This is a genomic window from Rothia sp. CCM 9417, assembly GCF_048513575.1.
Taxonomy (GTDB): Bacteria; Actinomycetota; Actinomycetes; order Actinomycetales; family Micrococcaceae; genus Rothia.
The window spans coordinates 43,275-66,253 of record NZ_JBLXXT010000009.1 but is presented as its reverse complement, the minus strand read 5'-3'; the positions used below and the strand labels follow the sequence as shown (position 1 = coordinate 66,253).

The window sequence follows — 22,979 nt, the reverse complement described above, 5'->3', positions numbered from 1 at the left end:
ACATGACGTGGAGTAAAGACATTAAACTAGCTGTAGCTATGTGTAGTGTGCTTGTTCTCATGGTGGCCTGCGCTCTTGGGTATCTGGGGTGGAAGGTGGCTACCTGGGGGTCTATTCCTGCTCAGGAGAGTATCTTTGCTGAGATTTATGCGGATACGGCTAAGAATTATGAGAATCGCCCGAGTATTAGCCATATTCAGGCAGCGGGGCAGGTTGATACCCTATCTATGATTGATGGGGACCCGGGGCCTTTATATGACTTCCATAAAAACTCTGATGAGTTAGATGATATTGATGATATTTCTATGCGGTTCTTTTTTAACAGTGAAGAGTTTGTAATTATTTATCACATTAAGGCTCCTAATGGTTTGGTTCTGCGGGAATACGCGTTGTTTAATGTTCAGGCCGGTGAGCTACGCAAGAATATTCGGGTTAAGGGCGCTGATGGTAAGTATCTTAAGGGTCGTGATGTTATAGCGCAGGCTCTTGCGGATGCTGGTATTACTAAGGCTGATGTGGAGGGGTATTACCGGGCTGTGGTGGATGATTATATTCTTGCGGATTGGGTGGAGGTGTTTGATTCTGATTTTTCTCCGTTGTCGTATGGTGATGTGAGGGTTGTGGATGAGTGGGATGTTTATTTTTCAATCAGGACATAGAATATCCTTATATCCAAATAACTAAAGATTTTGCAAAGGGGTTCGTTACCGCATATGTTCCTTGGAGAGCGCCCCCAGGTTCTGGGTGTCCCGGTCGTAGAGCCAGTCACGGTCCATGAGCAGACGGGAGAAAGCCAGCCCCATTCCCAGGGCAAGGAAAATCAGCAGAACCCTCACCAGACTGTTGAGAGCCTGAGCCACATCTCCGTTGGAGAAATGGGCCATGGACATGTAGAACATGACCCCCGGGACCATGGTGACAGCCGCCGGGACAGATAGAGAGATACGGGAGAATCGCCGCTGGTAAAGCGGGGTAATAACCTCAGATAGCACACCCGCCGTAAAGACAGCCAGGGCAATAGCCAGGTGCGGTGCCCAGCCTGCCTCGGTGAGCCAGATCCTGCCGGGGTTCACCAGGGCCGCTATCAGCCCCGCCCAAGTACAGGCCAGGGGAGTGGCAGAGAAAAGCATGGCGAAGCCGTAGGCGGCGGTGAAACTGGCCAGTACCTGCACAATGATAAGCCCAGGCAGGGGCAGATGAGGCGGCGGAGCCTGTTCCAGGGGCAGACTAAAGAGTAGAGCCACCAGCCAGACTGCACCCGAGGCACTGGTGAGTAGCAGAGTGACATAGGTGAGCCTAGAGATGCCCGAGGCGAAATCCATGCGGGCTATATCCAAGAGGCCCGTGACCAGGGGGAAGCCCGGAACCAGGTAGAGGACCGAGGAGATAAAGCCGACCAGGTGGTTATCGGCTATCAGCCCCGGCAGAATCAGGGCGTTCATGGTTGCCACATACAGACCAGCCGAGAGCAGGCCGCACAGGAGCCAGACCGCCATATGGTTCATACCCTTGTGCACGAGTTTGGAGCGTAGCAACTGCCCCGCGAAGGCTGAAAGTAAGACCACCGCGCACTCAATGGGCCCACCCCGGTTAAGGAAGGCGAAGCCGGCACAGGCCAGACCAGCGGCCAGGGCGAGAAGCCAGGGCGCGTAGAGGGGCTTTTTCTTCTCAATACGAGTCAATGTGGCTGCGGCTACGGCGGGGTCAATCTGCTCGGGTAGGGAGGACACAAAATCCCCGAGTAGGTCAATCTTGTAGGCGTTGATACCCTTGGTGCGGGTTTCGGCGATTTCGGTGCGGAAGTGCTCACCGGCGTAGGCGGTGGTGGAGATTTCGGTGAAGGTGATGTGGGCGTGGTGCTCATCCAGCCCCACCGCTTTGGCCAGGCGGGCCATTGAGGCCTTAACCCGGTAAGCGCTAGCGCCCGATTTCATCAAGAGAAGACCTAGCTGCATGACTACCGCCGATTGGGCAACAAGGCGCTGGTGGGCGGTAGGGTTAGCCCCCATATAGATGCCGCCGGTGGGTGCTGGCTCGTTCACGGTCGTCCTTTGGGCTAGTTTTATGTGGGGTATTTCTCCTCTATCTAATCTAGTTGAGTCGTCCCCCTAAGTGGCCTCTCGAACAGCGTGACGGTGCTTATTTTATGCCCTTGTGCGGGATAGACGGAGGGTGCCGGTGCCCCACATGATCCCGGTAAGGATGAGCAGGCAACCTAGCCCCTGGAAGAGGGTGAGTGATTCGCCCGCTAGCAGGGTACCCAGCAGGAGCCCGGTGAGCGGGTTGAGTAGCCCAATGATGCTGACCGTTGAAGCCTGTAGATGTGCCAGGCCACTGAACCAGCAGAGGTAGGCCACCACACTTGCGAAGATGATGATGTAGGCATAACCGGCGTAGGTGACGGGCTCCTGTGGGGGTAGTGGCCCTTCTAGTACTAGAGCTAGCGGGAACAAAACCAAGCCGCCCGCAGTGAGTTGCCAGGCGGTGAAAGTGGCTGGTCCTACGGGTGGTTGCCAGCGGCGGGTGAGCACAAAGCCTAGCGCTGAGGTCAGCATGGCACAGGCCGATGCAACTAGGCCCAGAACATCGAGTGTCCCGCTGAACCCACCCAGGAGGAGAGCTACACCAATTATGCCCAAGATTCCACCCATCAGCTTAGGGGTGGTGATGCGCTCATTGAGGAGGAGTCGGGCCATGAGGATAGTGGCGATGGGAGAGAGCGCCATAATGAGTGCGGCGATACTGCTGGGCAGGCGGCTACCGGCAAGATAAACCAGCACGAAGAAACCGGAGATGGTGAGGGAGCTAATAACCAGGGTTTTGAGCCACCAGATACCTCGGGGGAGCTGACGCGTGAAAAGGAGGAGAAGCAGGCCTGCTGGTAGGGCGCGAATTGCTGAGCCGGTGAGCGGATAGTCCATAGGCAGGAAATGCCGGGTCACATAGTAGGTGGAACCCCAGATAAGCGGGGCAATAGCGGTGATGAGAATCTTTGACCTAGAATTAACTTCCATGGAAGCAAAATTTACTTCCATGGAAGCTATCTGTCAATGGGAGGGTAAATATGGACCGGGTAGATTACATCCAAGAGCAATGGCGGCGTGAACGCCCAGAAATAGATTTAGCACCGCAGAGCATCATCGGGCGACTTCACCGGCTAGCTCGTTACCTAACCGAAGACATCACTGCTGTCTACCGAGAATACGGGCTCAACGAAGGGGAATTCGATATTCTCTGTACACTCAGGCGACAGGGAGCTCCCTACGAAATGCGGCCAGCTGATATAGCCTACGGAACTATGGTCACTACCGGGGGGACCAGTAAACGATTAGACCGGCTGGAAAAAGCAGGACTCGTAGAACGTACTAGTAGCCCGGAGCTTGATGGAAGGTCAAAGCTGGTCCGTCTTACCATGCGTGGCCTTGAGACAATTAATCGCGCCTTCGAAGCGCATATGGAGAATGAGAAACGACTGGTATCTCATTTCTCAAACGAGGAACGGGAACAACTCCAGAGCCTACTGACCCTGTGGCTGGGGCGCTACGAGGACTTGGGCTAGGCGTAGGTGCGCACCGGCCATTGGCCGGAAACCTCGGCCTGCTTGCCGATGCGGTTGAAGTAGTCCTGAAGCTCAGCGGCCTGCTCAGCAGCCCAGGTCACCTGGAGCTCGTGCAAGGCGGTTGCGGCTTGCTCAATCTCCGGATACTCAAGGCTCATAGCGGTCAGGAGACGCTCGGCAGCCAGCGCGTCGTCCTTAGATGTATGCGCGTTTTCCAGGTCCACCCCGTACTCACCGGCCAGCACCTCCAGGGTGCGCTTACCCTTCTTAAACTTGTGAACCCGCTTATTAATAACCAGGGGATCAAGAACCGGGTAGCAGGTCAGAGCTGGGTAGCCGTAGCGGGCCAGCTCCTGGTTAAGGACCGAAAAATCGTAGGAGGCGTTAAAAGCAATCACCGGGACACCATCGGCAAAGAGACCACCAAGTGCCATAGCCACCTCGTAGGCCACTTTCTGGGCGGGTTGGCCGTGCTCACGGGCGTACTCGGTGGTGATGCCGTGGACCGCCGCCGCCTGCTCTGGGATCTCAACCCCGGGGTCAGCTAGCCACTCACCGGCGCGCAGAACCTCGCCCTCCGGGTCAACCAGCACCAAGGAAGCGGTGACGATGCGGGCAGTCTGCGGGTCAACGCCCGTGGTTTCAAGGTCAAAGGTGGCGCGGGGAAGCTCGGTCCAAGAAGTCATACTACCGATAGTAGCCGCTCAGCCCGCTCCGGCTAAATATTGGAGGGCACAATAGACGGCATGCTTAAAGTGTCAGCCACCTATGATGGTATGGAAGAAGAATATTCACAGAGCAAGAACCCGCCCGGCCCCAGAAAGACCCCTATGAGTGAGAACCTCCCCCCGTCAGGCTCCGCGACCCTGATTTTGGGTGCCCCGGGCACCGGCAAAACCCATAGCTTGCTCGCCCAGGCTGTTGAACATATTGAGTCGGGGGCTGACCCCGCCCGCCTGCTCGTTCTCACCCCAACCCGTGTGAGCGCAACCCGCTTCCGTGAGGCTCTTTCCGCCCGTATCACCGCCACCGTTTCCAGCGCTCCGGTACGCGCCTGGCAGGCCTACGCTTTTGACCTACTCCGCCGCGCCCACATCCAGGGCTACCTGCCCGGGGTTGAGTTTTCTCCCAAGCTCCTGAGCGGGCCGGAACAAGATGTCCTGCTCAAAGAACTTCTGGAGGGGCACCGCCAGGGGCAGGGGAGCGCCCTCACCTGGCCCCATGACCTGCGTGAGGCTCTGGATACTCGGGGCTTCCGCCACGAGATCCGTGACTTCTTTGACCGCATGGCCGAATACGACCTCACCGCTGAGCGGGTGCGGGAACTCGGGGAGAGCCTGAACCGGCCCGAATGGGTGGCGCTTGCCGCTCTCTACACCGAATACCGCCAGGTCCGTGCCCTGCGCGCACCCCACGCCTACGACCCTGCCGGGCTGATCCACGAGGCAGTCAAAGCCCTGGTCGCCAACCCGGCCCTGCTGACCGCTGAGCGGGCGAGGTTTGACCTGGTGCTCATCGACGATATCCAGGAGCTGACCCCCTCAATTTACCGCCTGCTCACGGTGCTGGTGGGGCACGATGCCGCCGGTTTCCTGGCAGAGAGCGCCGGTGCCACGGCTGAGCTAGCCCGCCAACAGGCAGACGACATAACCGCCGCCTTTTCCCACCGGCCAGCCGTCACCCTCACCTCTTGCACGGACACCGTGGTGCAGGGCTTCCGTGGGGCCAGCCCCCACTTAGCCAGCACCCTGCCAGGGGTCTTTGCCGGTCGGCTTGAAACCTGTCACCTAAGCACCAGCTGGCGCATGGCCCCCGAGCTTGCCCAGCGCTGGCAGGCCGTGGCTCAGCGCCTTCCCCTGCTGGCTCATGCCGCCCACACCCGCCAGCTTGACCCGGCACCGCAAGCACCCAGTGAGCAGGCCCTGCTACCCCTTGGCGATGACGGCTCCCTGCTCAACCCCGAAAAGGCGGGCGATAGCCGTCCATCGGTCATGGGCCTGGTGGTGGAGAACCCGCAGCAGGAAAACCAGCTGATTGCCCAAATGATTCTGGAAGACCACCTGTTCAGGGGCAGAGCCTTCAAACGGAGCGCCATTATTGTGCGTAAGGGCTCCGACGTCACCCGCCTCAAACGAGCTTTGAGTAATCTTGGTATTCCCGTGGCGACCGCCGCTTCGCTGACTCCCGTGCGTGACGAACCGGCGGTACGCCCCTTCCTGGACGCGCTGAGCCTGATTTTGCATACCCGCTCCCTGCGAGAAGCCGAAGCGGAAAAGAGCGGGGGCACCGAACCGCAGAGCCCAGATAGCATGGAAACTCCCAGCACAGAAAACTCTGACACCGAGAGACCGCAGGCTGAGGGCCTACCGGCTGGTGCGCAACCCACCGGAGCCGGGACCGCAGATGCTCTTGCCCGCTGGGGCCTGGGGGCTGACACTGCTGTTGCCCTGCTGACCTCCCGCCTGGGCGGGGCATCCACCATGGAAATCCGTAGGCTCCGCCAGCGGCTTCGTGCCGATGAACTGCGAGCCGGTGGCAACCGCGATAGCGACGCCCTACTGGTAGAAGCCCTGGTCAATCCGCACCTGCTCCCTAGCACAGGGGCCGGGCCGGCCGCCCGCAGACTGGCCGCCGTGCTGACCGCTGGTGACCGCGCTCTTGACCAGGCCGGTGCTACCGCCGAGACCGTGCTGTGGGCACTCTGGGAGGCATCGGGGCTGGGGCCCCTGTGGCAAGAGCAGTCCACCACCGGGGGCAGTGGCGCCGACCGAGCCAGCCGCGACATCGACGCCATGATCGGCCTCTTCGAAGCCGCCGAACGCTACACCGACCAGATGCCCGGCGCTACCGCCGAACAGTTCCTGGCCTACATCGATGCCCAAGACCTGCCCATGGATACCCTGGCCGAGCGCACCAGCTACCGGGACGCACTGGAAATCATGACACCCGCCCTGGCCGCTGGCCGCCAGTGGGACACCGTCTATGTAGCTGGGCTCCAAGACGGCACCTGGCCCAACACCACCGTGCGCGGCTCACTACTGGGCAGTCTTGACCTGGTCGACGCGGCCATCGGCTCCCTGGCAGGTAACCAGCAGAGCGGCGGCCCCCAGCCAGCGCAGGGCGTCAGCCGAGGCCAGCTCCTGACCGAACGCCTGCGCGCCACCCGCTATGACGAAATCCGCATGTTCTCCACCGCCATCTCCCGCGCCAGCGACCGGGTGGTGTGCACCGCCGTCTCGTCCCCGGACCAGGCACCCAGCGAACTGCTCGATATCTTCACCCCGGCCCCCGGCGGTGAACGGGAACTCACCGAGGTTCGCAGGCCCATGACCCTGCGCTCGCTGATTGCTGAGCTCCGCCAGTGGGCTGAGGCCCAGCATCTTTCACCGGCCAAGGCTGAGGCCGCCGCCCGGCTCCTGCACCGGCTGGCTGACCCCGACCAGACCGCTGGCTTCACCCTACCCGGTGCTTCACCGGCCTCCTGGTGGGGCATGCTCCCGCTGTCCTCGACCAGCCCGGCTTTTGATGGTTCAGGGCCGGTCCCGGTGTCGCCTTCACAGATTGAGAAGATTCACCGGTCGCCCCTGGACTGGTTTGTGGCCGCCTCCCGCGCTGAAGCGGCCACCGACACCTCCCGCTCCCTGGGTACCCTGATTCATGCCATCTGCGAAGAGATGCCCGATGCCAACGGCACCGATTTGCGCGATGAACTGCACCGCCGCCTACCCCAGCTGGGCCTGCCCGACACCTGGGAGAGTCAGAAACTGGTGGAGCGGGCAGAGAAAATGATTCAGCGCTTTGCCGACTATGTGCGTGAACTCAACACCAAGGGCCGTTCCCTGGTGGGTGTAGAAGGCTCCTTCAGCGTGCTGGTGCCCGGACCTGCCCGGGACGCCCTGCTCTCGGGCCGCGTGGACCGTATTGAGGTGGACCAGCTGGGGCGTTTCCTGATTCTTGATATAAAGACCGGCAAGCAGAAGCCCACCCGGGCCGAGCTGGAACGCCACCCTCAACTGGCGGCCTACCAGGTCGCCCTCGAAGCCGGTGCCGGTGCCCTCATGCGCCAGGCCCTTGCCCCCGACCGGGAACAAGCCCAGTCCGCTAGCTTGGATCTTCCCACTCAGGAGGTTGGGGGCCGCCAGGTACCGGTGCTAACCGGCCTACAGGAGCTCTCCGGCGGTGCCCTGCTGCTACAGCTAGGTGGCTCAACCGCCAGCTACAGCGAACAGGAGCAGGCACCTCTCACCGCAGAGAGCACCTGGGCCGTAGAGCTCATCAACCGGGCCGCCGTCCTGATTGCGGGTCGGGAGCTCCAAGCTCGCCATACCGCCGGTGGCCCCTTCGGCATCGGCTGTGCCCTGCCCGATATCTGCCCGCTGTGTTCACGGGGACGCACCATTACCCACCGCCCTGCCCAGTAAGTTTCAGGAGAATCATGACCAGCTACGACCCCACCGCTGCCCAGCCCTTCCTGACCCCTGAGCAGATAGCCCAAGCCCTGGGGCGGCCAGAACCCACACCTGAACAATCCGCTATCATTTCTTCCCCGCTGGTGCCCCGCCTAGTGGTGGCCGGTGCCGGGTCCGGCAAAACGGCCACCATGGTAGACCGCGTGGTCTGGTTGGTAGCCAACGGCCTGGTGCGGGCTGACCAGGTGCTGGGCGTGACCTTTACCCGCAAGGCCGCCGGTGAGCTACGCGAGCGTATGCGCTCCCGCCTTGAAGAACTGCGCAGACAGGGGCTGGTTCGCCAGGTGCCGGGGGAGCGGGGCGAGAACATGACCTCCGACCCCACCATTTCCACCTACCACTCCTACGCCAATACGCTGGTTTCCCAGTACGGTTTGCGCCTGGGCATTGAGGACGATGCCCAGATGCTCGGCGGGGCGCAGACCTGGCAGCTAGTGGCTCAAATTGTGGAGCACTATGACGGTAAGCTCCCCGAAAAAGAGGTGGCTAAATCCACTATGGTGAAGGCTGTCATTGAGCTTTCGGGCGAGTGCGCCGAGCACCTGGTCAGCCCCGACCAAGTCATTGAGTGGTGCCTGAAGACCCGGGCCTCCATTGCGCCCCTGGGCAAGCCCACAGTCAAAGGGGCTACCGGTGAGCAGAGAGAAATCGTCCAGAACCTTGACCAGCGAATATTCTACGCAGACCTGGTCAAACGCTACTCTGCCATCAAGGCAGGTATGCAGGTCATGGACTACGGTGATCTCATTGCCTACGCCGCCAGGATTGCCCGCGAGGTTCCCCTGGCCGCTGAGACTGAGCGCGAGCGCTACCGGGTGGTTCTGCTTGATGAGTTCCAGGACACCTCCCACGCTCAGATGCAGTTGTTCTCTGACCTTTTTAGTGCTTCTAAGGGGCGTGAGGCCCACCCGGTCATGGCGGTGGGCGACCCCAAACAGTCTATTTATGGTTTCCGTGGGGCATCGGACGGTCAGCTCTTTAGCTTCTACGATTATTTCCCTGCCCAGGACTGCAGCGCCAGCTACCTGACCGTGGCCTGGCGTAACGACCGGGCGATTTTGGATGTGGCCAACTACAGCGCCGCCCCGCTGAGTTCTCAGCCGGAGTGGGTACGTTCGGCCCACCGCATCGAGGTGCCCGCTCTAAAGCCCCGTGAGCAGGCCGACGCTGGCCGTGTGCTGGTGGGCAACTATCTGACCGACCAGCACGAGGCTCGTGCCCTGGCTCAGCAGATCGCCTCAGAACGTGCTCGCTGTGCCCATGAACCGCTGAGCCAGATGCCCACCATGGCGGTGCTCTGCAAGAAGCGGGCCATGATGGAGCCTATCCGTGAGGCCCTGGACGAGCTGGGCCTTCCCTACCAGGTGGTGGGCCTGGGTGGTCTGCTCGATACCCCCGAGATCGTCGATACGGTAGCCGTCCTGCGCGTGCTCAGTGACCCGGGACGGTCGGATGCGCTCATGCGCCTACTGGCCGGTGCCCGCTGGCGACTGGGTGTTTCTGACCTGCTGGCTTTTGCTGAGTGGTCGGGGGTTCTCAAACGCCAGCGTGAGCTGGAAATCCGCTACGGTATGGCCGCTGAGTATGCCCAGGTGCGGGCTGAACAGGAAATCCTGGACGGCCTGGATAGGGCCCCAAGCCCTGCTACCCAGGGGAAGGAGGAAGAACTAGCACCGGAAGAGGCCTACCGCAGGCTCCTGCAGGCGGCGGCCCCCGATGTCACCGATGGCTCCTCCCTGGTTGAGGCCCTGGAGAATCTGCCCGAGCCGGGGTGGGTATCACCGCGCACCGGGCGGAGTATCACCGATGAGGGCCTGCACCGCCTGCACCTGCTTGCCCAGGAGTTAGAGCACCTGCGCCAGTTCACTGCCGATGACCTGGGCACCCTGCTGACTGAAATTGAGCGCACCCTACTGCTTGATATTGAGTTGGCCGCCCGCCCCGGCACCCGTTCGGCCCTTGCCCGCCGCCACCTGGACGCTTTCCAGGAGGTCGCGGCCTCCTATGAGGCCAGCGCCCCCCGCGTGAACGCCCTGCTTCTGGCCGCAGCTAAGGGTCTGGAGGCGGAGGAGGGCGAAAACACCGTGCGCTTCTCGCTGAGTTCTAGCGCTTCGTCAGCCTCAGGCATCAGCGGTTTTTTGGCTTGGTTGGATGCCGCTGCTCAGGAAGAGTCCGGGCTGGATATGGCCGCTGAGGCTCCCCGGCACGATGCCGTCCAGCTTCTGACCGTCCACGCTTCTAAGGGCCTGGAATGGGATCATGTCTATGTGCCCGGTTTGGCGGTCGGAGAGTTCCCCGATGCTAAGGATGAGCGGTGGACTAAGAAGAGTAGTACCCTGCCCTGGCCCCTGCGCGGGGACGCAAACTATCTGCCCGGTTGGCGCGAGGACTTTGAAAACCTGCGCGACCTGGGCGAGTTTACCGCCCTGCTCTCGGAGCAGGCTGTGGAGCACCGCATCGGTGAAGAGCGCCGTTTAGCCTATGTGGGTTTTACCCGTGCGCGTTCCCTGCTTACCCTGACCAGTTCGGCCTGGAAGGGTACCGCAACTAAGCCCCGTGCATTCTCGGAGTTTGTGGAAGAACTTATCCAGGCCCCCACCCCGCTGGCGGAGGTAATCGCCAGGGTGGATGAGGACCAGGTGGGTGTTGCCAACCCGCAGTCGGCTAGCATCACCACCGCCGCCTGGCCTTTTGACCCCTTTGACGGGCCGCAGGTGCGCACCTGGCAGAGCCTAGAAGAACTTGAATCCGCCACCGATGCTCCCCTGCAGGTGGAGCCGGTAGCAGTCGGGTCTGCTACGGGGCTAACCCCCCGGCAGGTGGTGGAGCGGGCGGCCCGGAACGTGGTGCGTGGCGGTCTTGACCCGCAGGAGGGGCCCAGTCCCGAGCAGGCCCTTGCTGAGCTAAGTGCGGAGCAGAGAGCGCAGACCCTTAAAACCCTCGAGGACTGGCAGGAGGAAACCGAGCTTCTGCTGGCTCTGCTTGCTGCACCACCTGCCGAGAGTGACTTTGAACTACCGGGGCATCTTTCTGCCTCCCTGCTGGTGAACCTGGTGGCTTCACCCGAGCAGGTGCTGGCCCAGATTCGCAGGCCCATGCCGCAGAGGCCGGGTATTGCCGCCCGCCAGGGTACCCTCTTCCATAGCTGGGTAGAGGAGCATTTTGGGCAGACCGGCATGCTGGATGTGGATGAAGATTTTGACGATGATGTCGCTGACCAAGAGCTGAACCTGCCCCAGCTTCAAGAGAACTTCTTGGGCAGTGAGTGGGCGGACCGAACCCCTTGGGCGCTGGAGTATCCCCTAGAAACTCCACTGGGTGCTGTGACGGTGCGTGGCCGTATTGACGCGGTCTTTACCACCGTTGATGAGCAGGGGCAGACTGTCTGGGAACTGGTGGACTGGAAGACCGGTCGGCCCCCGCGTACGGAGAAGGAACTTAAAAAGCGGTCGGTTCAGCTTTCGCTTTACCGGCTGGGTTTTGCTCGCCTGCAGGGGATTGTACCGGAGCAGGTCCGGGCCTACTTCTTCTATGCCTCAACGGGCCAAACTAAAGAAATTACCCGTTTTAGTAGTCTGCAAGAGCTGGAGAAGGCCCTAGCCCGGGCCGAGAAGCTGGGGCGGGAAGGCTAGAGCTAGTCCAGGGGCTGGGGTTTTTCCTCGTCCAGGGCCGGGGCAAGCGCCTTGACAGCAAGCAGTTCGGCTTCAAGGTGATTGAGCATGGAGACCGCCTCAGAGATCATGACGCGGTCTTCAAGCTCGGTGCCCCGAATAAGCCACTGAGCCAGGCCGAACTCTGCGTAGAGGCTGGCGCGGGCTTCTAGGTTGCGGTCGGGCTCCTGGGGCATTTCTTTGCGGTAGGTTTCAAAGATCCGCTCCCTAAAGAGGGGGTCTTCGCAGGCGTAGAGCCAGGCAAAGTCTTGGGCAGGGTCGCCTACACAGACCTCGGACCAGCCGGTAATTTCGACGACCTTTTTCTGGTCGAGTACTAGGTTGTCTTCGTTGAGATCGCCGTGAATCACGCGGGGGCGGAATTGCCACATGGCGGAGTTATTGAGTTGCTGTTCCCAGCGGGTGAGCAGACCTGAGGGGACTTTGCCGGTAGCTACGGCGCGGTCAAGCTCGGCTAGGCGGCGTTCCCGGATCTGTTCGCCGGTGTAGACCGGCAGGTCGGCTTCTTCAACGATGGTGGTGGGGAAGACGTGAATGGTGGCGATGTAGTGGGCGATCTCATCGGCGATGTTGGTTTTGCCCTCGCGGGTGGAGTAGGAGATATCGGCTAGCTCGTCGATGTCGCAGTGCTTACCCGGGATATGGGTGTAGATGAAGGCTTGGCGGCCATCGAGCGGTACGGTTCCTACGATGGTGGGTACCAAAAAGGGCAGACGGGCGCGGATACCGGGCGAGAAAGACTGGAGGATAACGTGTTCGGCTTCAAGGCGCACGCTGGCTTCGGGGTGTTTGGGTGCACGCACGCGCCAGCGTTTGTCGGCTGAGTCGATGATGATAGCTGAGTCGAAGTCGAGGGCATCGTCGGCTGAGGGCAGTGCGGCTACGGGGTAGAGCCCGGGTACGCCTGCTGATACGATGGCGGCAAGTTGAAGGGGAGTTGAAGTCACACTTCCAAGGGTACAAGAGAAGACGGGATGAATTGGAGATGAACGCTGAGAATTTGACCAATCTCTTAGCCGATGGGGCGGGTAGGGGCCTTGCTCCCGGTGTGCTGAGGCCTTTGGGGCCGCTACCGCTGGTGGCTGATGGGGTGCCTGCCTGTGCAGGGGCGCGGGAGGTCGAGGGCTTTTTCGCAGGTTTGGGGCGGGCACTGGCCGGTGAGCTTGACCCGGCTTTACCTACCTGCTGGCGGGAGCTTTACCCCTGGGCGCAACGGCCCTACCTGGTTGCCGTGGATTCTGGTCGCGTTTTGGTGGGGGAGGGTGAACGCCCGGTGCCCCTGAATCTAGCAGAGATTTTTGAGCTGAATACTGCTGCCCTGCTGGATTACACGGCGGTGGATAGGCACCGGCAGGTTAGTCTGCTCTACGCCGGCAGTCTATGCTCCCGCGCGCAGAACACGAGCGCATCACAGGGGCCGGGTCAACCCCAGCTAGGGCAGGCCCCCGTTCTTGCGCTGACTGATCGGTTTGAAGATTTCTTGTGCCTTGGCCCGATAGTGGCCCAGGGCTTTGAGAACCAAGAAGCGGGCATCGCCCAGGTGCTTGCGGCCCGTGCCGGTGGTCGCTGGGTGGGCATCCGTGACTATGCGGCTTACGGTTACGGCGGGTCGAGCCTGGCCTATGCCTGGGGTCGGGTGCTAGCTTCGGCTGCCGCCTTGACCGCCTGGCACGCTTCGGCAGGTTTTGACCCGGCTACCGGGCAGGCAACATTCGCTACCCGGGCCGGCTGGGTGCGGGTCAGTGAATCGGGCCGCGAGATTTTCCCCCGAACCGATCCGGCGGTGATTAGCGCAGTGACCGCTCGCTGGGAGGGAGCAGAGAAAATTCTGCTGGGCCAGGCCCGCGCCTGGGGGCCGGGGCGCTACTCAACCTTCGCTGGGTTTGTGGAGGGCGGGGAAGCCCTCGAAAGCGCGGTCCTGCGGGAAGTCTACGAAGAGTGCGGCGGTCAGGTAAGCGCCATGCGCTACCTGGGGTCACAGCCCTGGCCTTTTCCGCGCTCGCTCATGTGCGGTTTTATGGCTGAGATTTCTAACCCGCAGGCAGTCAAACCCGACGGCCTGGAAATCGAAAGAATCCGCTGGTTTACCCGCCAGGAGCTGGTCCGGGCCTATAGCTCGGGCGAGGTTCAGCTCCCGGGTACCGGTTCAATCTCCCGCCACCTCATAGAATACTGGCTGGGCGCTCCGCTCCCGGTTAAAGGAGAGCGGTAGACTAGATAACCGGCCCTGCTCGGGGCCCAATGATACACAGCGAGGGCAAGGGGAGTAGCACCATGAACCAGGACAAACTACGGGCACACCCCATTAGCCTGACCGCCCCCGCCGCTGACAGTATTCTGGAGGGCCTTGACCCCGAACAGCGCCGGGTGGCGACCGAGTTGTCTGGCCCCATGTGCGTTATGGCCGGTGCTGGCACTGGTAAGACCCGGGCTATTACCCACCGCATTGCCTACGGCATCGCTATTGGTCGCTACAACCCACGCGCGGTACTGGCCCTAACCTTTACTAACCGGGCCGCCGAAGAGATGAAGGTGCGCCTGCGCCAGCTCGGTGCTACCGGAGTGGTGGCCCGTACCTTCCACTCTGCCGCCCTAAGCCAGCTCCGTTACTTCTGGCCCCAGGCCATTGGGGGGAGCCTGCCCGAAATCATCAAAAACAAGGCCCAGTACATTATTGAGTCGGCCCGCAGGCTGGGCCTGGCAACTGACCGCGCTATCGTCCGCGACCTTGCCAGTGAAATTGAGTGGGCCAAAGTCTCCATGCTGACCGCAGAGACCCTCATGCCCCATCTGGCCCACCGGGAACTACCCGCCGATATCAGCCCTATCGACATGGTCCGCCTGCTGCGCACCTACGAGGAACTCAAAGACGAACGCAACGTCATCGACTTTGAAGATATCCTTCTGCTGACCGTGGCAATTATCGAAGAGAACCCCGAAATCGCCGCCCAGATTCACCAGCAGTACCGGCACTTTGTGGTTGATGAATACCAGGACGTCTCGCCCCTCCAACAGCGGCTTCTGGATGCCTGGCTGGGTGCCCGCGACGACCTGTGCGTGGTGGGCGATGCCTCCCAGACCATCTACTCCTTTGCTGGTGCAACCAGCCGCCACCTGCTGGAATTCCGCAGCCGTTTTGAGCAGGCCACCGTGGTCAAACTGGTGCGCGACTACCGTTCCAGCCCGCAGGTGGTCGGCCTAGCCAACCGCCTGCTGGCCGCCCGCAAACAGCGCCCTGACTCCACCCGCTACTCCTGGGCGCCCCCCCTTCAACTTATTTCCCAGCGTGCGGAAGGGCCGGCGCCCCAGTGGTTCGAGTATGCTGACGATGAGCAAGAAGCGATCGGTATAGCCGAAGACATTAAAGACCTGATAGAAAAGGACGGTATTCCCGCCGCTGACATTGCTGTGCTCTACCGCACCAACTCCCAGTCAGCCGCCCTGGAACAGGCCCTTAACGACCTTGGCATCAACTACCAGTTGCGCGGTGCTGAACAGTTCTTTGACCGGGCTGAGGTGCGCGCCGCTATCAGCATGCTTCAGGGTGCCGCCAAGGGCGCAGAAGAGACCGACTCTATACCCCAGCTGGTACGCGATAACCTCAAAAACTTAGGCTGGTCACCCAAAGCGCCCCAGCGCTCAGGCCAGGAACGCGCCCGCTGGGAGTCCTTGGAAACACTGGTTTCCCTGGCCGACCGGCTGGTTGCTGAGCGCACCTTGGCGCGTGAACAGGCCCAAGCCAACGGTGCAAGCGAACTGCCCCCGGAGCTCACCCTCTACGAGCTAGTAGCTGTCCTCATTCAACGCTCCCAGCACCGCGACGCGCCCTCCCTCAACGGTGTCACCCTGGCCTCTCTGCACTCAGCCAAGGGCTTGGAATGGGAGGCTGTTTTCCTCTGTGGCCTCAATGAGGGGCTCATGCCTATCTCCTTTGCCCAGAGCAGTGACGAAGTGGACGAAGAACGCCGCCTACTCTATGTGGGCATCACCCGCGCCCGCTCCCACCTAACCCTCACCTGGTCGCGCTCGCGTACCCCCGGCGGTAGGGCTGGGCGTAAGCGCTCACGATTCTTGGACGACATCGCCCCTCAGGGAGTTTAAATGGCTAGCATCCGAGAGGTACTGCCGGCCACCGCGCACCGCCCGGAGATTGAGGTGGTGCGCTCCACCCGCCGCAGGCGCACCGTCCAGGCTCAGCCACTTGAGGGCGGGCGGATTCGCCTGATGGTTCCTGCATCCAGCACACCAGAGGACCTTGAGATTTACATAGAGAACCTGCTCCCCAAAATACAGCGCCGCGCGGCTCGAAAGAAACAGAGCCACAGCAGAGCTATTTCCGATGAGCTTTTGGCTCAAAGAGCTGAGAAACTTCGCCGGGCCTACCTCCCGCAGGCACCGTCTGCCTCATCTATCCGCTGGGTCACCAACCAGCAGCACCGCTGGGGGTCAGCAACACCGGCTGAGCGCACTATCCGCATCTTCCACACCTTGCAAGGTGCTCCTGGCTACGTGCTTGATTCCGTGATTTTTCACGAGCTTTGCCACTTTCTAGAACCCAACCACAGCCCGCAATTTAGGGAACTAGAAGCCCTCTACCCGGAACAGGAGAAGGCGCGTGCCTTTCTGGAAGGAGTGACCTTCGGCCAGCGCGTGCCTGGCACCCCACCCCCATCAGGGGAATAAATCAAGGAGGATTATTCATAAGGTAGGCCAGCCCCGGCCAGCAAATTCGCTATGAGCCTGCCTTACCTACCTCGGATCAAATAAACCCCAAGGTTGAGGGCCTAAGCCTTGGGGGAGCCACCACCTTCTGAGCCTTCACCGGGTTCTTCATCGGGCTGGTCGTAGCCACCGGCCAGGAGCTTTTCGAGAGCCGCATCGAACTCATCTTGGCTAGCTGTCAGCAGAGCACGGCGGGAGGCAAAGCCTTCGGGATCATCGAGGTCTTCACTGGTGGGCAGAGTCTCAGGGCCCTGCCAGAGCTGATCACGGGCTTCAAAGCCATGCTGCTCTTCGTAATGCCGCCAGAAAGCCAGGGCTTCGCGCATCTTGCGGGGGCGCAACTCCAGGCCGACGAGCTGGGCGAAAGCGTGTTCGGCTGGGCCACCGGTTGCACGACGGCGGGCCATAGACTCAGAAAGCTGGGGCGCCATCGGCAGATTCTTGGTGGCCTGCTCGGTAATGAGAGATACCCAGCCCTCAATGAGAGCAAGCAGGGTTTCCAAACGGTCCAGGGCCAGCTGCTGGTCCTCGGTGTGCTGGGGAGCGAACATGTCCCCGGCAAAGACCTCCATCATGGCCTCGGGGTTAGCTGGATCAAAATCAATCTCTTGGGCTGATGCCTGCATACGCTCAATATCAACGCGAATACCGCGTGAGAAGCGCTGAATCAGGCCGATGATGTCCTCGCGTAACCAGGGGTTAGCCTTGTGCAGGCGAATCAGAGTGGCCTCACGCACTGCCAGGTAGAGGATAACCTCCTGGGCCGGGATTTCAAGGCCCTCACTAAAAGCGGCAACACCGCCGGGGAGCAGCGCAGAACGCCCTTGAGCCAGGGGGATCCCGATGTCGGTGGACGAGACAATCTCTTCAGCAAGCTTGCCGATAGCCTGCCCCATTTGCATACCGAACATCATGCCGCCCAGGCCCGCAAAAATATTGCCGCCACCGAGCATGCCGGAAAGTTCTTCGGGCAGCTGCTGCTGGATCGAAGCGTTCATAGCCGAAGTGACCTCAGTAGCTACCGGGCCAGCAATTTCTTTCCAAGTAGCAAACGAGTTCTCCACCCATTCAGCCTTAGACCAGGCTTCGACGCTAAAGGCCGGACGCTCAAAAATGGTGACAGGGTCAAGCCACAAGTCAGCCAGAGCTGCGGCATCTCGTACCGCACCGGTCTGGCTAGAAGTTATCGAAGGGTCCTTGCCCAGGGCCAGTACCTGGCGGGCGTTCTGCTGGGCAAGATCCCAGTTGACCGGCTCATCACTGCTCTGAGCGTTCATCATAGAATTCACCTGGGCAAAAATACCCGAGAACATGGCGGGGTCAAGGGGAAGACCCATCTTGCGCAGGGCATCGGCATCAAAAGCCTGGGCACCGTTCATGGCATTGGGGTCAAAACCCTGCTCACGGAGTTTTTTCAGGAACTCTTCTAGGGGGTCATGACCTGAAGAATCAAAGGGGTGATTCGACACTGCTTGCCTCATTTCCAGAACACGCGGTGGGGCAACAGGAGCGCCGCCCCGCTTTCCCTCTAGCCTACTGGTCTACCTGCCGCAAAAAGTGGCTTTTAGCCCACAGCCAAGTGGGAGTTTGCTGGGTTGAGGGACGGAGCGAATTTTTTACTTGTAATCTTGTTCCTATGGGTTTTTTATCGAGGGAACAGATGGGCCGCCTTGCGCGCAAGCCCCACATAAATCTATACACGGTGAGCGCAACAGGCCTTACGGGCCTCTCCCTACTATCTTTAGTTATCCCCGTGAACTTTGTCACGGAGTCCCCGGGGCCTACCTTCAACACCATCGGCGAATTCAATAAGAAGCCGCTGATTGAGATTGAGGGCGCAGAGACCTACCCTGTAACCGGCTACCTGGACATGACCACCGTGCAAGTAGCCGGTGGACCCAACTCAACCCTCGGTTCCCTGGGTGCCTTGTCGACCTGGCTGGAGGAATCAACCACGGTGCTCCCCAGCGACCTGGTCTATGACCCCACCGTCACCAGTGAAGAGGTTAGCGCTCGCAATAGCGCCGATATGACCAACTCCCAGGAGGTTGCTCAGGCAGCGGCTCTGACTCAGCTGGGTATCGACTACACCGAGACACTGAATGTTTCTGGCGCGGTGGAGGGTGGCCCGAGTGAAGGCCTGGTTCAGGAGGGCGATATCATCACGGACATCAACGATGAACCCCTCACCAAATATTCCGACTTGACTGACCGGGTTAATGCCTCCGGCGGCCAACCTGTCACCGTGACCCTGAAGCGTGATGCTCAGACCCAGCAGGTAACGGTCACCCCCGTATATAACGATAAGAGCGGTCGCTATGTTCTTGGCCTCTATCTTTCCCGCACTTTTAATTTCCCGCTGACCGTCAAGTACGGACTAGAAGAAGTGGGCGGGCCCTCGGCGGGCATGATGTTCGCGCTAGGTATTATTGACGAGTTGACCGAGGGCGATATGACCGGTGGCGAGCACTTTGCTGGCACCGGCACCATTGAATCTGACGGCACGGTAGGCCCTATCGGCGGCATTGAGCAGAAGATGAAGGGTGCCGCCGATGCCGGTGCCACCGTCTTCCTGGCCCCCGCCAGTAACTGCGATGAGGTGGTGGGCAAGGTCCCCAGCCGCCTGTCGGTGGTTAAGGTGGAGACCCTGGATGAAGCGGTCGAGGCGGTGACGCGTATTGGTCAGGGCCAAGACCCCGCTAACTTCCCGACCTGCACTGCCCCTAAAGTCGGTGCTGAGAGCTGAAAAGGTAAGCCAGCTCTCGTAAGTCACCCTGTTCTTTGGCAAAATAGTTTCTTATTACACAGCGTCCCCGTATTGATTGTGGCGCTGTGGGACCGAGCCGTTCGCGCGGCAGACACACAAGACAACTAAAGGACATCCGTGAGTACCGGAAACACCCCTCCCCGTTCTCCATCACGCAGGCCCCAAGGTAAGAACAAGCCCCTGGGCATGACCGTTGCAATCGTGGCGGTTCTCGTCATTGCTTTTGTTGGGGCCACCCAGATTTACACCGACGTCCTCTGGTATGACCAGTTGGGCTACCTGCAGGTGTTCATTACCCAGAACCTGACTAAGGGTGCTGTCTTCCTAGGCTCAACCTTACTTGCCGGTCTGGCTATCTGGGCTAGTATGCGCTACGCCTACAAACACGGTGTACCGCAGACCCCCGCCCCCCGGCGGGCATCGGCTCCGCGCATTGACGCTAACGGTGACCCTGTTCCTGATCCTTATGCAGATATCCAGGAAGTGTTCAACCAGAACATGGAGCGCTACCGTAAGAGCATCGATAAGATGCGTAAGCTCATGCTCCTGGTGGTTCCCCTGGTGCTGGGTGCCTTTGTGGGCGCGGGTGCTACCAGCCAGTGGGAGTCTGTGCTCCTGTTTATGAACGGTGAGAGCTTCGGCCAGACCGACCCCGAGTTTGGTCTTGATCTGGGGTTCTTCCTTTTTACTCTGCCTTTCCTTAATTTTGGGACCGGTCTGTTGAGCACCTTTATCCTGTTCTCGGCCATGGCTGGCCTGGTGGTGCATTACTTCTACGGTGGAATCATCGTGGGTGAAAAGGGCATCACCACCACAGTCTTCTTCCGCCGTCATCTGGCTCTGCTGGGTGCCGTCTTCATTCTGGTGCGGGCGGCGAGCCTGTGGCTGGCCCGCTATAACGCTACCCAGGATCAGAGCGGTTCGTGGGCCGGTGCCATGTACACCGACGTGAACGCAATCATCCCGGTTAACGCCATTTTGGCTGTTGCCTCACTTCTGGTGGCTGCGCTCTTTGCCGTGGCAATTCTTAAGGGCAATTTCCGCCTGCCCCTTATTGGCACCGTGGTGCTGGTTGTGACCTCTCTGGTGGCAGGCAGTATTTACCCTTGGGTTATTCAGCGTTTCCAGGTTGTGCCCAACGAGCAGGCGACTGAGGCCCCTTACATTCAGCGCAATATTGATGCCACTCGCGCCGCCTATGGCCTTGACGCTATCGAGGTCAAGAACTACGATGCTACGACCTCCACTGCCGCAGGTGCCCTGCGGGGGGAGAGCGAAACGATTTCTAACATTCGCCTGCTTGACCCCAACGTGGTCTCGGGTGCCTTCGCCCAGCTTCAGCAGTTCCGCCCCTACTACCAGTTCGGCAAGAATCTTTCGGTGGACCGCTACTCCATTAACGGGGTAGAAACCGATACCGTGATTGCGGCCCGTGAGCTGAACCCAGCGCAGAACGCCAACTCATCCTGGGTGAACCAGCACGTTGTCTACACGCACGGCTACGGTGTGATTGCCGCCTACGGCAACCAGGTTGAGGCTGACGGTAAGCCCAAGTTTATTCAGTCCGGTATCCGCGCGACCGGTGCTATTAGCGAGGACTATGAGCCGCGCATTTACTTTGGTCAGAGCTCCCCGGAGTACTCTATTGTGGGAGGTAGCGCTGAGGACGAGCCCCTGGAACTGGACCGCCCACAGACCACCGACGACGCCAGCGGGAATGATGCCAAGTACACCTTTACTGGCAAGGGCGGCCCCAATATCGGTAACGCTTTTAACCGTCTGTCCTACGCTATTAAGTTCCAGTCTTCTGACATTCTGCTTTCAGATGCGGTACGTTCTGAGTCCCAGATCCTCTACGACCGTGACCCGTCAGCCCGGGTTAAGAAGGTCGCCCCCTACCTGACGGTGGATGGGAACCCCTACCCGGCGATTATCGATGGTCAGGTCCAGTGGGTCGTGGATGCCTATACCACCAGCAATCAGTACCCCTACTCGCAGGCAGCTAGCCTTGAGAGCGCTACCGCTGACTCAGAGACAGCTACCGGTGTCGCGCAGGCTCTGCCCAACAAGCAGGTCAACTACATTCGTAACTCCGTCAAGGCTACTGTGAATGCCTACGACGGTTCGGTGACCCTCTATGCGTGGGATGACCAGGACCCGGTTCTGAAGACCTGGCAGAAGGTCTACCCCGGGACGGTGCGCCCCTACAGCGAGATGAGCGCATCACTGATTGGGCACGTGCGCTACCCGCAGGACCTCTTCAAGGTTCAGCGTGAGGTGCTCAACGCCTACCATGTGACCGATGCCTCAAGCCTGTACGCGCGGGATGATATGTGGTCAATCCCGAACGACCCCACCAACAATAGCGGTAAGCCGCTCCCGCCCTATTACCTGTCCCTGCAGATGCCCGGCGAGGATTCCGCTAAGTTCTCGCTGACCACCTCCTTTATCCCTCAGCAGTCGGATAGCAACACCCGTAACGTCATGTACGGCTTCCTCTCTGCTAACGGTGACGCGGGGACCGGTAAGGACGGCGAGAAGGCCGCAGGCTACGGCAAACTGACCCTGCTGGAACTGCCGCGTTCATCGGTGGTTCCTGGCCCCGGCCAGGCGCAGAACGTCTTTAACTCTGATACTGCGGTTTCGACCGAGCTGAACCTGCTCCGCCAGGGCGCTTCGGACGTTATCAACGGTAACCTGCTGACCCTGCCCGTGGGCGGCGGTATTCTCTATGTCCAGCCGGTCTATGTTCAGTCCTCCGGTGATGCGGCCTATCCGTCGCTACGCCGCGTGCTGGTGGGCTTTGGTGAGCAGGTTGGCTTTGCCCCCACCCTGGAGGAGGCCCTGAACGAGCTCTTTAGTGGCTCCTCAGGTGCTCAGACAGCCGCCGACGCCGGTGTCGATGAGTCCGAGGCCACTCAGGCCACCGGCGGCACCGCAAGTGGTGACAGTGGCACCCTGCAGAGCGCGCTACAGGATGCCCGTAAGGCTATGCAGGATTCGGATGCCGCTATGAAGGCCGGTGACTGGACTGCCTACGGTGAAGCTCAGAAGCGTTTGAATGATGCCCTCCAGCGCGCGATTGAGGCTGAGGGTATCGAAGGTCAGGTTTCTGGCGCTAGTCCTTCGGCTAGCCCCTCAGCATCAGCTGGTAACTAGCCTGCTCTAGCTGTCCGGTTTCTTGGGCTAGCTAGCCTGGCTTCACCTGAGGGCGCGGTGCTCTCCCCTGCGGGGGAGGGCACCGCGCCTTTTGTGCTGGCTAGGTTTCTGGGGGCTGGTTGCCCAGCAGTATGACTGGGCAGATCAGAGAGCCAGGGGCAGGTGAGTTAAGTTTTTGCGGAACTACAAATGTACTCTCACTCACAAATAGTCTTTTCAACTTGCGCTGAGGAGTAGGGGTGCGTATAGTTATATGAGTCGCCGCGGGGTGGAGCAGTTCGGTAGCTCGCCGGGCTCATAACCCGGAGGTCACAGGTTCAAATCCTGTCCCCGCAACCAAGACGAAAAGCGTCTCACGAAAAGTGAGGCGCTTTTCTTTTTCTCCTGTATCGCGGGCTCCAATGATGCTCTGCAGGTAAGAGTGCTATCGCCTAATGGTCTTGCTGTGGGACTTACCTGATTGGGCACAGGGCAAACATGTAGACGGGCGCTTGTCGGGTTTCTGGCTTCATGGAACTTGTGTTACTTCCGCGGTAGAACTTGATTGCCGAATGCTACTGGAACTGTGTAAGAATGCTATAAGTCACATCTTTTGCTGTGGTAACCGTAAAAAGTGCAGGTTATCAAGGAGG

At 60.3% G+C, this 22,979-nt stretch carries 14 protein-coding genes and 1 tRNA gene; 10 read left to right on the top strand and 5 right to left on the bottom strand.

Features of this window, described 5'->3' with window-relative positions; genetic code table 11:
• Nucleotides 1–2 precede the first annotated feature (2 nt).
• Nucleotides 3–659, top strand: a complete 657-nt coding sequence (locus ACN082_RS09275; protein WP_419100576.1) for a TipC family immunity protein — start codon at nucleotides 3–5, stop codon at nucleotides 657–659.
• A 45-nt stretch (nucleotides 660–704) separates the two neighbouring features.
• On the opposite strand, the gene ACN082_RS09270 is transcribed toward ACN082_RS09275, so the two are convergent.
• Together ACN082_RS09270 and ACN082_RS09265 are read right to left on the bottom strand one after the other, a co-directional pair.
• Nucleotides 705–2,042, bottom strand: coding sequence for a threonine/serine ThrE exporter family protein (locus ACN082_RS09270; protein WP_419100575.1), 1,338 nt, complete (start codon nucleotides 2,040–2,042; stop codon nucleotides 705–707).
• A 102-nt stretch (nucleotides 2,043–2,144) separates the two neighbouring features.
• Nucleotides 2,145–3,014, bottom strand: a complete 870-nt coding sequence (locus ACN082_RS09265) for a DMT family transporter (RefSeq protein WP_419100574.1) — start codon at nucleotides 3,012–3,014, stop codon at nucleotides 2,145–2,147.
• A gap of 50 nt (nucleotides 3,015–3,064) precedes the next feature.
• On the opposite strand from ACN082_RS09265, the gene ACN082_RS09260 reads away from it, so the two are divergent.
• Nucleotides 3,065–3,559 (top strand): MarR family winged helix-turn-helix transcriptional regulator, encoded by a 495-nt coding sequence (locus ACN082_RS09260; protein WP_419100573.1) that lies wholly within the window; start codon nucleotides 3,065–3,067, stop codon nucleotides 3,557–3,559.
• Here ACN082_RS09260 and ACN082_RS09255 read toward each other — a convergent pair.
• Nucleotides 3,556–4,245, bottom strand: coding sequence for a 3'-5' exonuclease (locus ACN082_RS09255; RefSeq protein WP_419100572.1), 690 nt, complete (start codon nucleotides 4,243–4,245; stop codon nucleotides 3,556–3,558). The two genes, ACN082_RS09260 and ACN082_RS09255, sit on opposite strands and share 4 nt — an antisense overlap.
• Nucleotides 4,246–4,389: 144 nt before the next feature.
• On the opposite strand from ACN082_RS09255, the gene ACN082_RS09250 reads away from it, so the two are divergent.
• Both ACN082_RS09250 and ACN082_RS09245 read left to right on the top strand, forming a co-directional pair.
• Nucleotides 4,390–7,980 carry a PD-(D/E)XK nuclease family protein gene (locus tag ACN082_RS09250; RefSeq protein WP_419100571.1) on the top strand — a complete coding sequence of 1,197 codons (3,591 nt, stop codon included), beginning with the start codon at nucleotides 4,390–4,392 and terminating at the stop codon, nucleotides 7,978–7,980.
• Between the two features lie 14 nt (nucleotides 7,981–7,994).
• Entirely contained in the window at nucleotides 7,995–11,660 is a 3,666-nt protein-coding gene (locus ACN082_RS09245) for a UvrD-helicase domain-containing protein (RefSeq protein ID WP_419100570.1), read from the top strand.
• Between the two features lie 2 nt (nucleotides 11,661–11,662).
• Here ACN082_RS09245 and ACN082_RS09240 read toward each other — a convergent pair whose 3' ends face one another.
• The gene (locus tag ACN082_RS09240) at nucleotides 11,663–12,646 is read right to left on the bottom strand and encodes a phosphotransferase (RefSeq protein ID WP_419100569.1); all 984 of its coding nucleotides are present in this window, start codon (nucleotides 12,644–12,646) and stop codon (nucleotides 11,663–11,665) included.
• Nucleotides 12,647–12,684: 38 nt separating this feature from the next.
• Here ACN082_RS09240 and nudC point away from each other — a divergent pair, with 38 nt between their 5' ends.
• The 3 genes from nudC to ACN082_RS09225 all read left to right on the top strand — a co-directional run bounded on the left by nudC (nucleotide 12,685) and on the right by ACN082_RS09225 (nucleotide 16,382).
• Nucleotides 12,685–13,911: an NAD(+) diphosphatase gene (gene nudC, locus ACN082_RS09235; RefSeq protein ID WP_419100568.1), complete on the top strand. Its 1,227-nt coding sequence runs from the start codon at nucleotides 12,685–12,687 to the stop codon at nucleotides 13,909–13,911.
• A 62-nt stretch (nucleotides 13,912–13,973) separates the two neighbouring features.
• On the top strand, nucleotides 13,974–15,800 hold the full coding sequence (locus tag ACN082_RS09230; protein WP_419100567.1) for an ATP-dependent helicase: 1,827 nt from the start codon (nucleotides 13,974–13,976) through the stop codon (nucleotides 15,798–15,800).
• Nucleotides 15,801–16,382, top strand: a complete 582-nt coding sequence (locus tag ACN082_RS09225) for a M48 family metallopeptidase (RefSeq protein ID WP_419100566.1) — start codon at nucleotides 15,801–15,803, stop codon at nucleotides 16,380–16,382.
• Between the two features lie 101 nt (nucleotides 16,383–16,483).
• On the opposite strand, the gene ACN082_RS09220 is transcribed toward ACN082_RS09225, so the two are convergent.
• Nucleotides 16,484–17,890, bottom strand: a complete 1,407-nt coding sequence (locus ACN082_RS09220; RefSeq protein ID WP_419100565.1) for a zinc-dependent metalloprotease — start codon at nucleotides 17,888–17,890, stop codon at nucleotides 16,484–16,486.
• A gap of 191 nt (nucleotides 17,891–18,081) precedes the next feature.
• Between ACN082_RS09220 and ACN082_RS09215 the strand changes: the two genes are divergently transcribed.
• The 3 genes from ACN082_RS09215 to ACN082_RS09205 all read left to right on the top strand — a co-directional run bounded on the left by ACN082_RS09215 (nucleotide 18,082) and on the right by ACN082_RS09205 (nucleotide 22,686).
• Nucleotides 18,082–19,167: a PDZ domain-containing protein gene (locus ACN082_RS09215; RefSeq protein WP_419100564.1), complete on the top strand. Its 1,086-nt coding sequence runs from the start codon at nucleotides 18,082–18,084 to the stop codon at nucleotides 19,165–19,167.
• 138 nt (nucleotides 19,168–19,305) lie between these two features.
• Nucleotides 19,306–22,347 (top strand): UPF0182 family protein, encoded by a 3,042-nt coding sequence (locus ACN082_RS09210; protein WP_419100563.1) that lies wholly within the window; start codon nucleotides 19,306–19,308, stop codon nucleotides 22,345–22,347.
• Between the two features lie 262 nt (nucleotides 22,348–22,609).
• Nucleotides 22,610–22,686: transfer RNA gene (locus ACN082_RS09205), tRNA-Met, on the top strand.
• Nucleotides 22,687–22,979 lie beyond the last annotated feature (293 nt).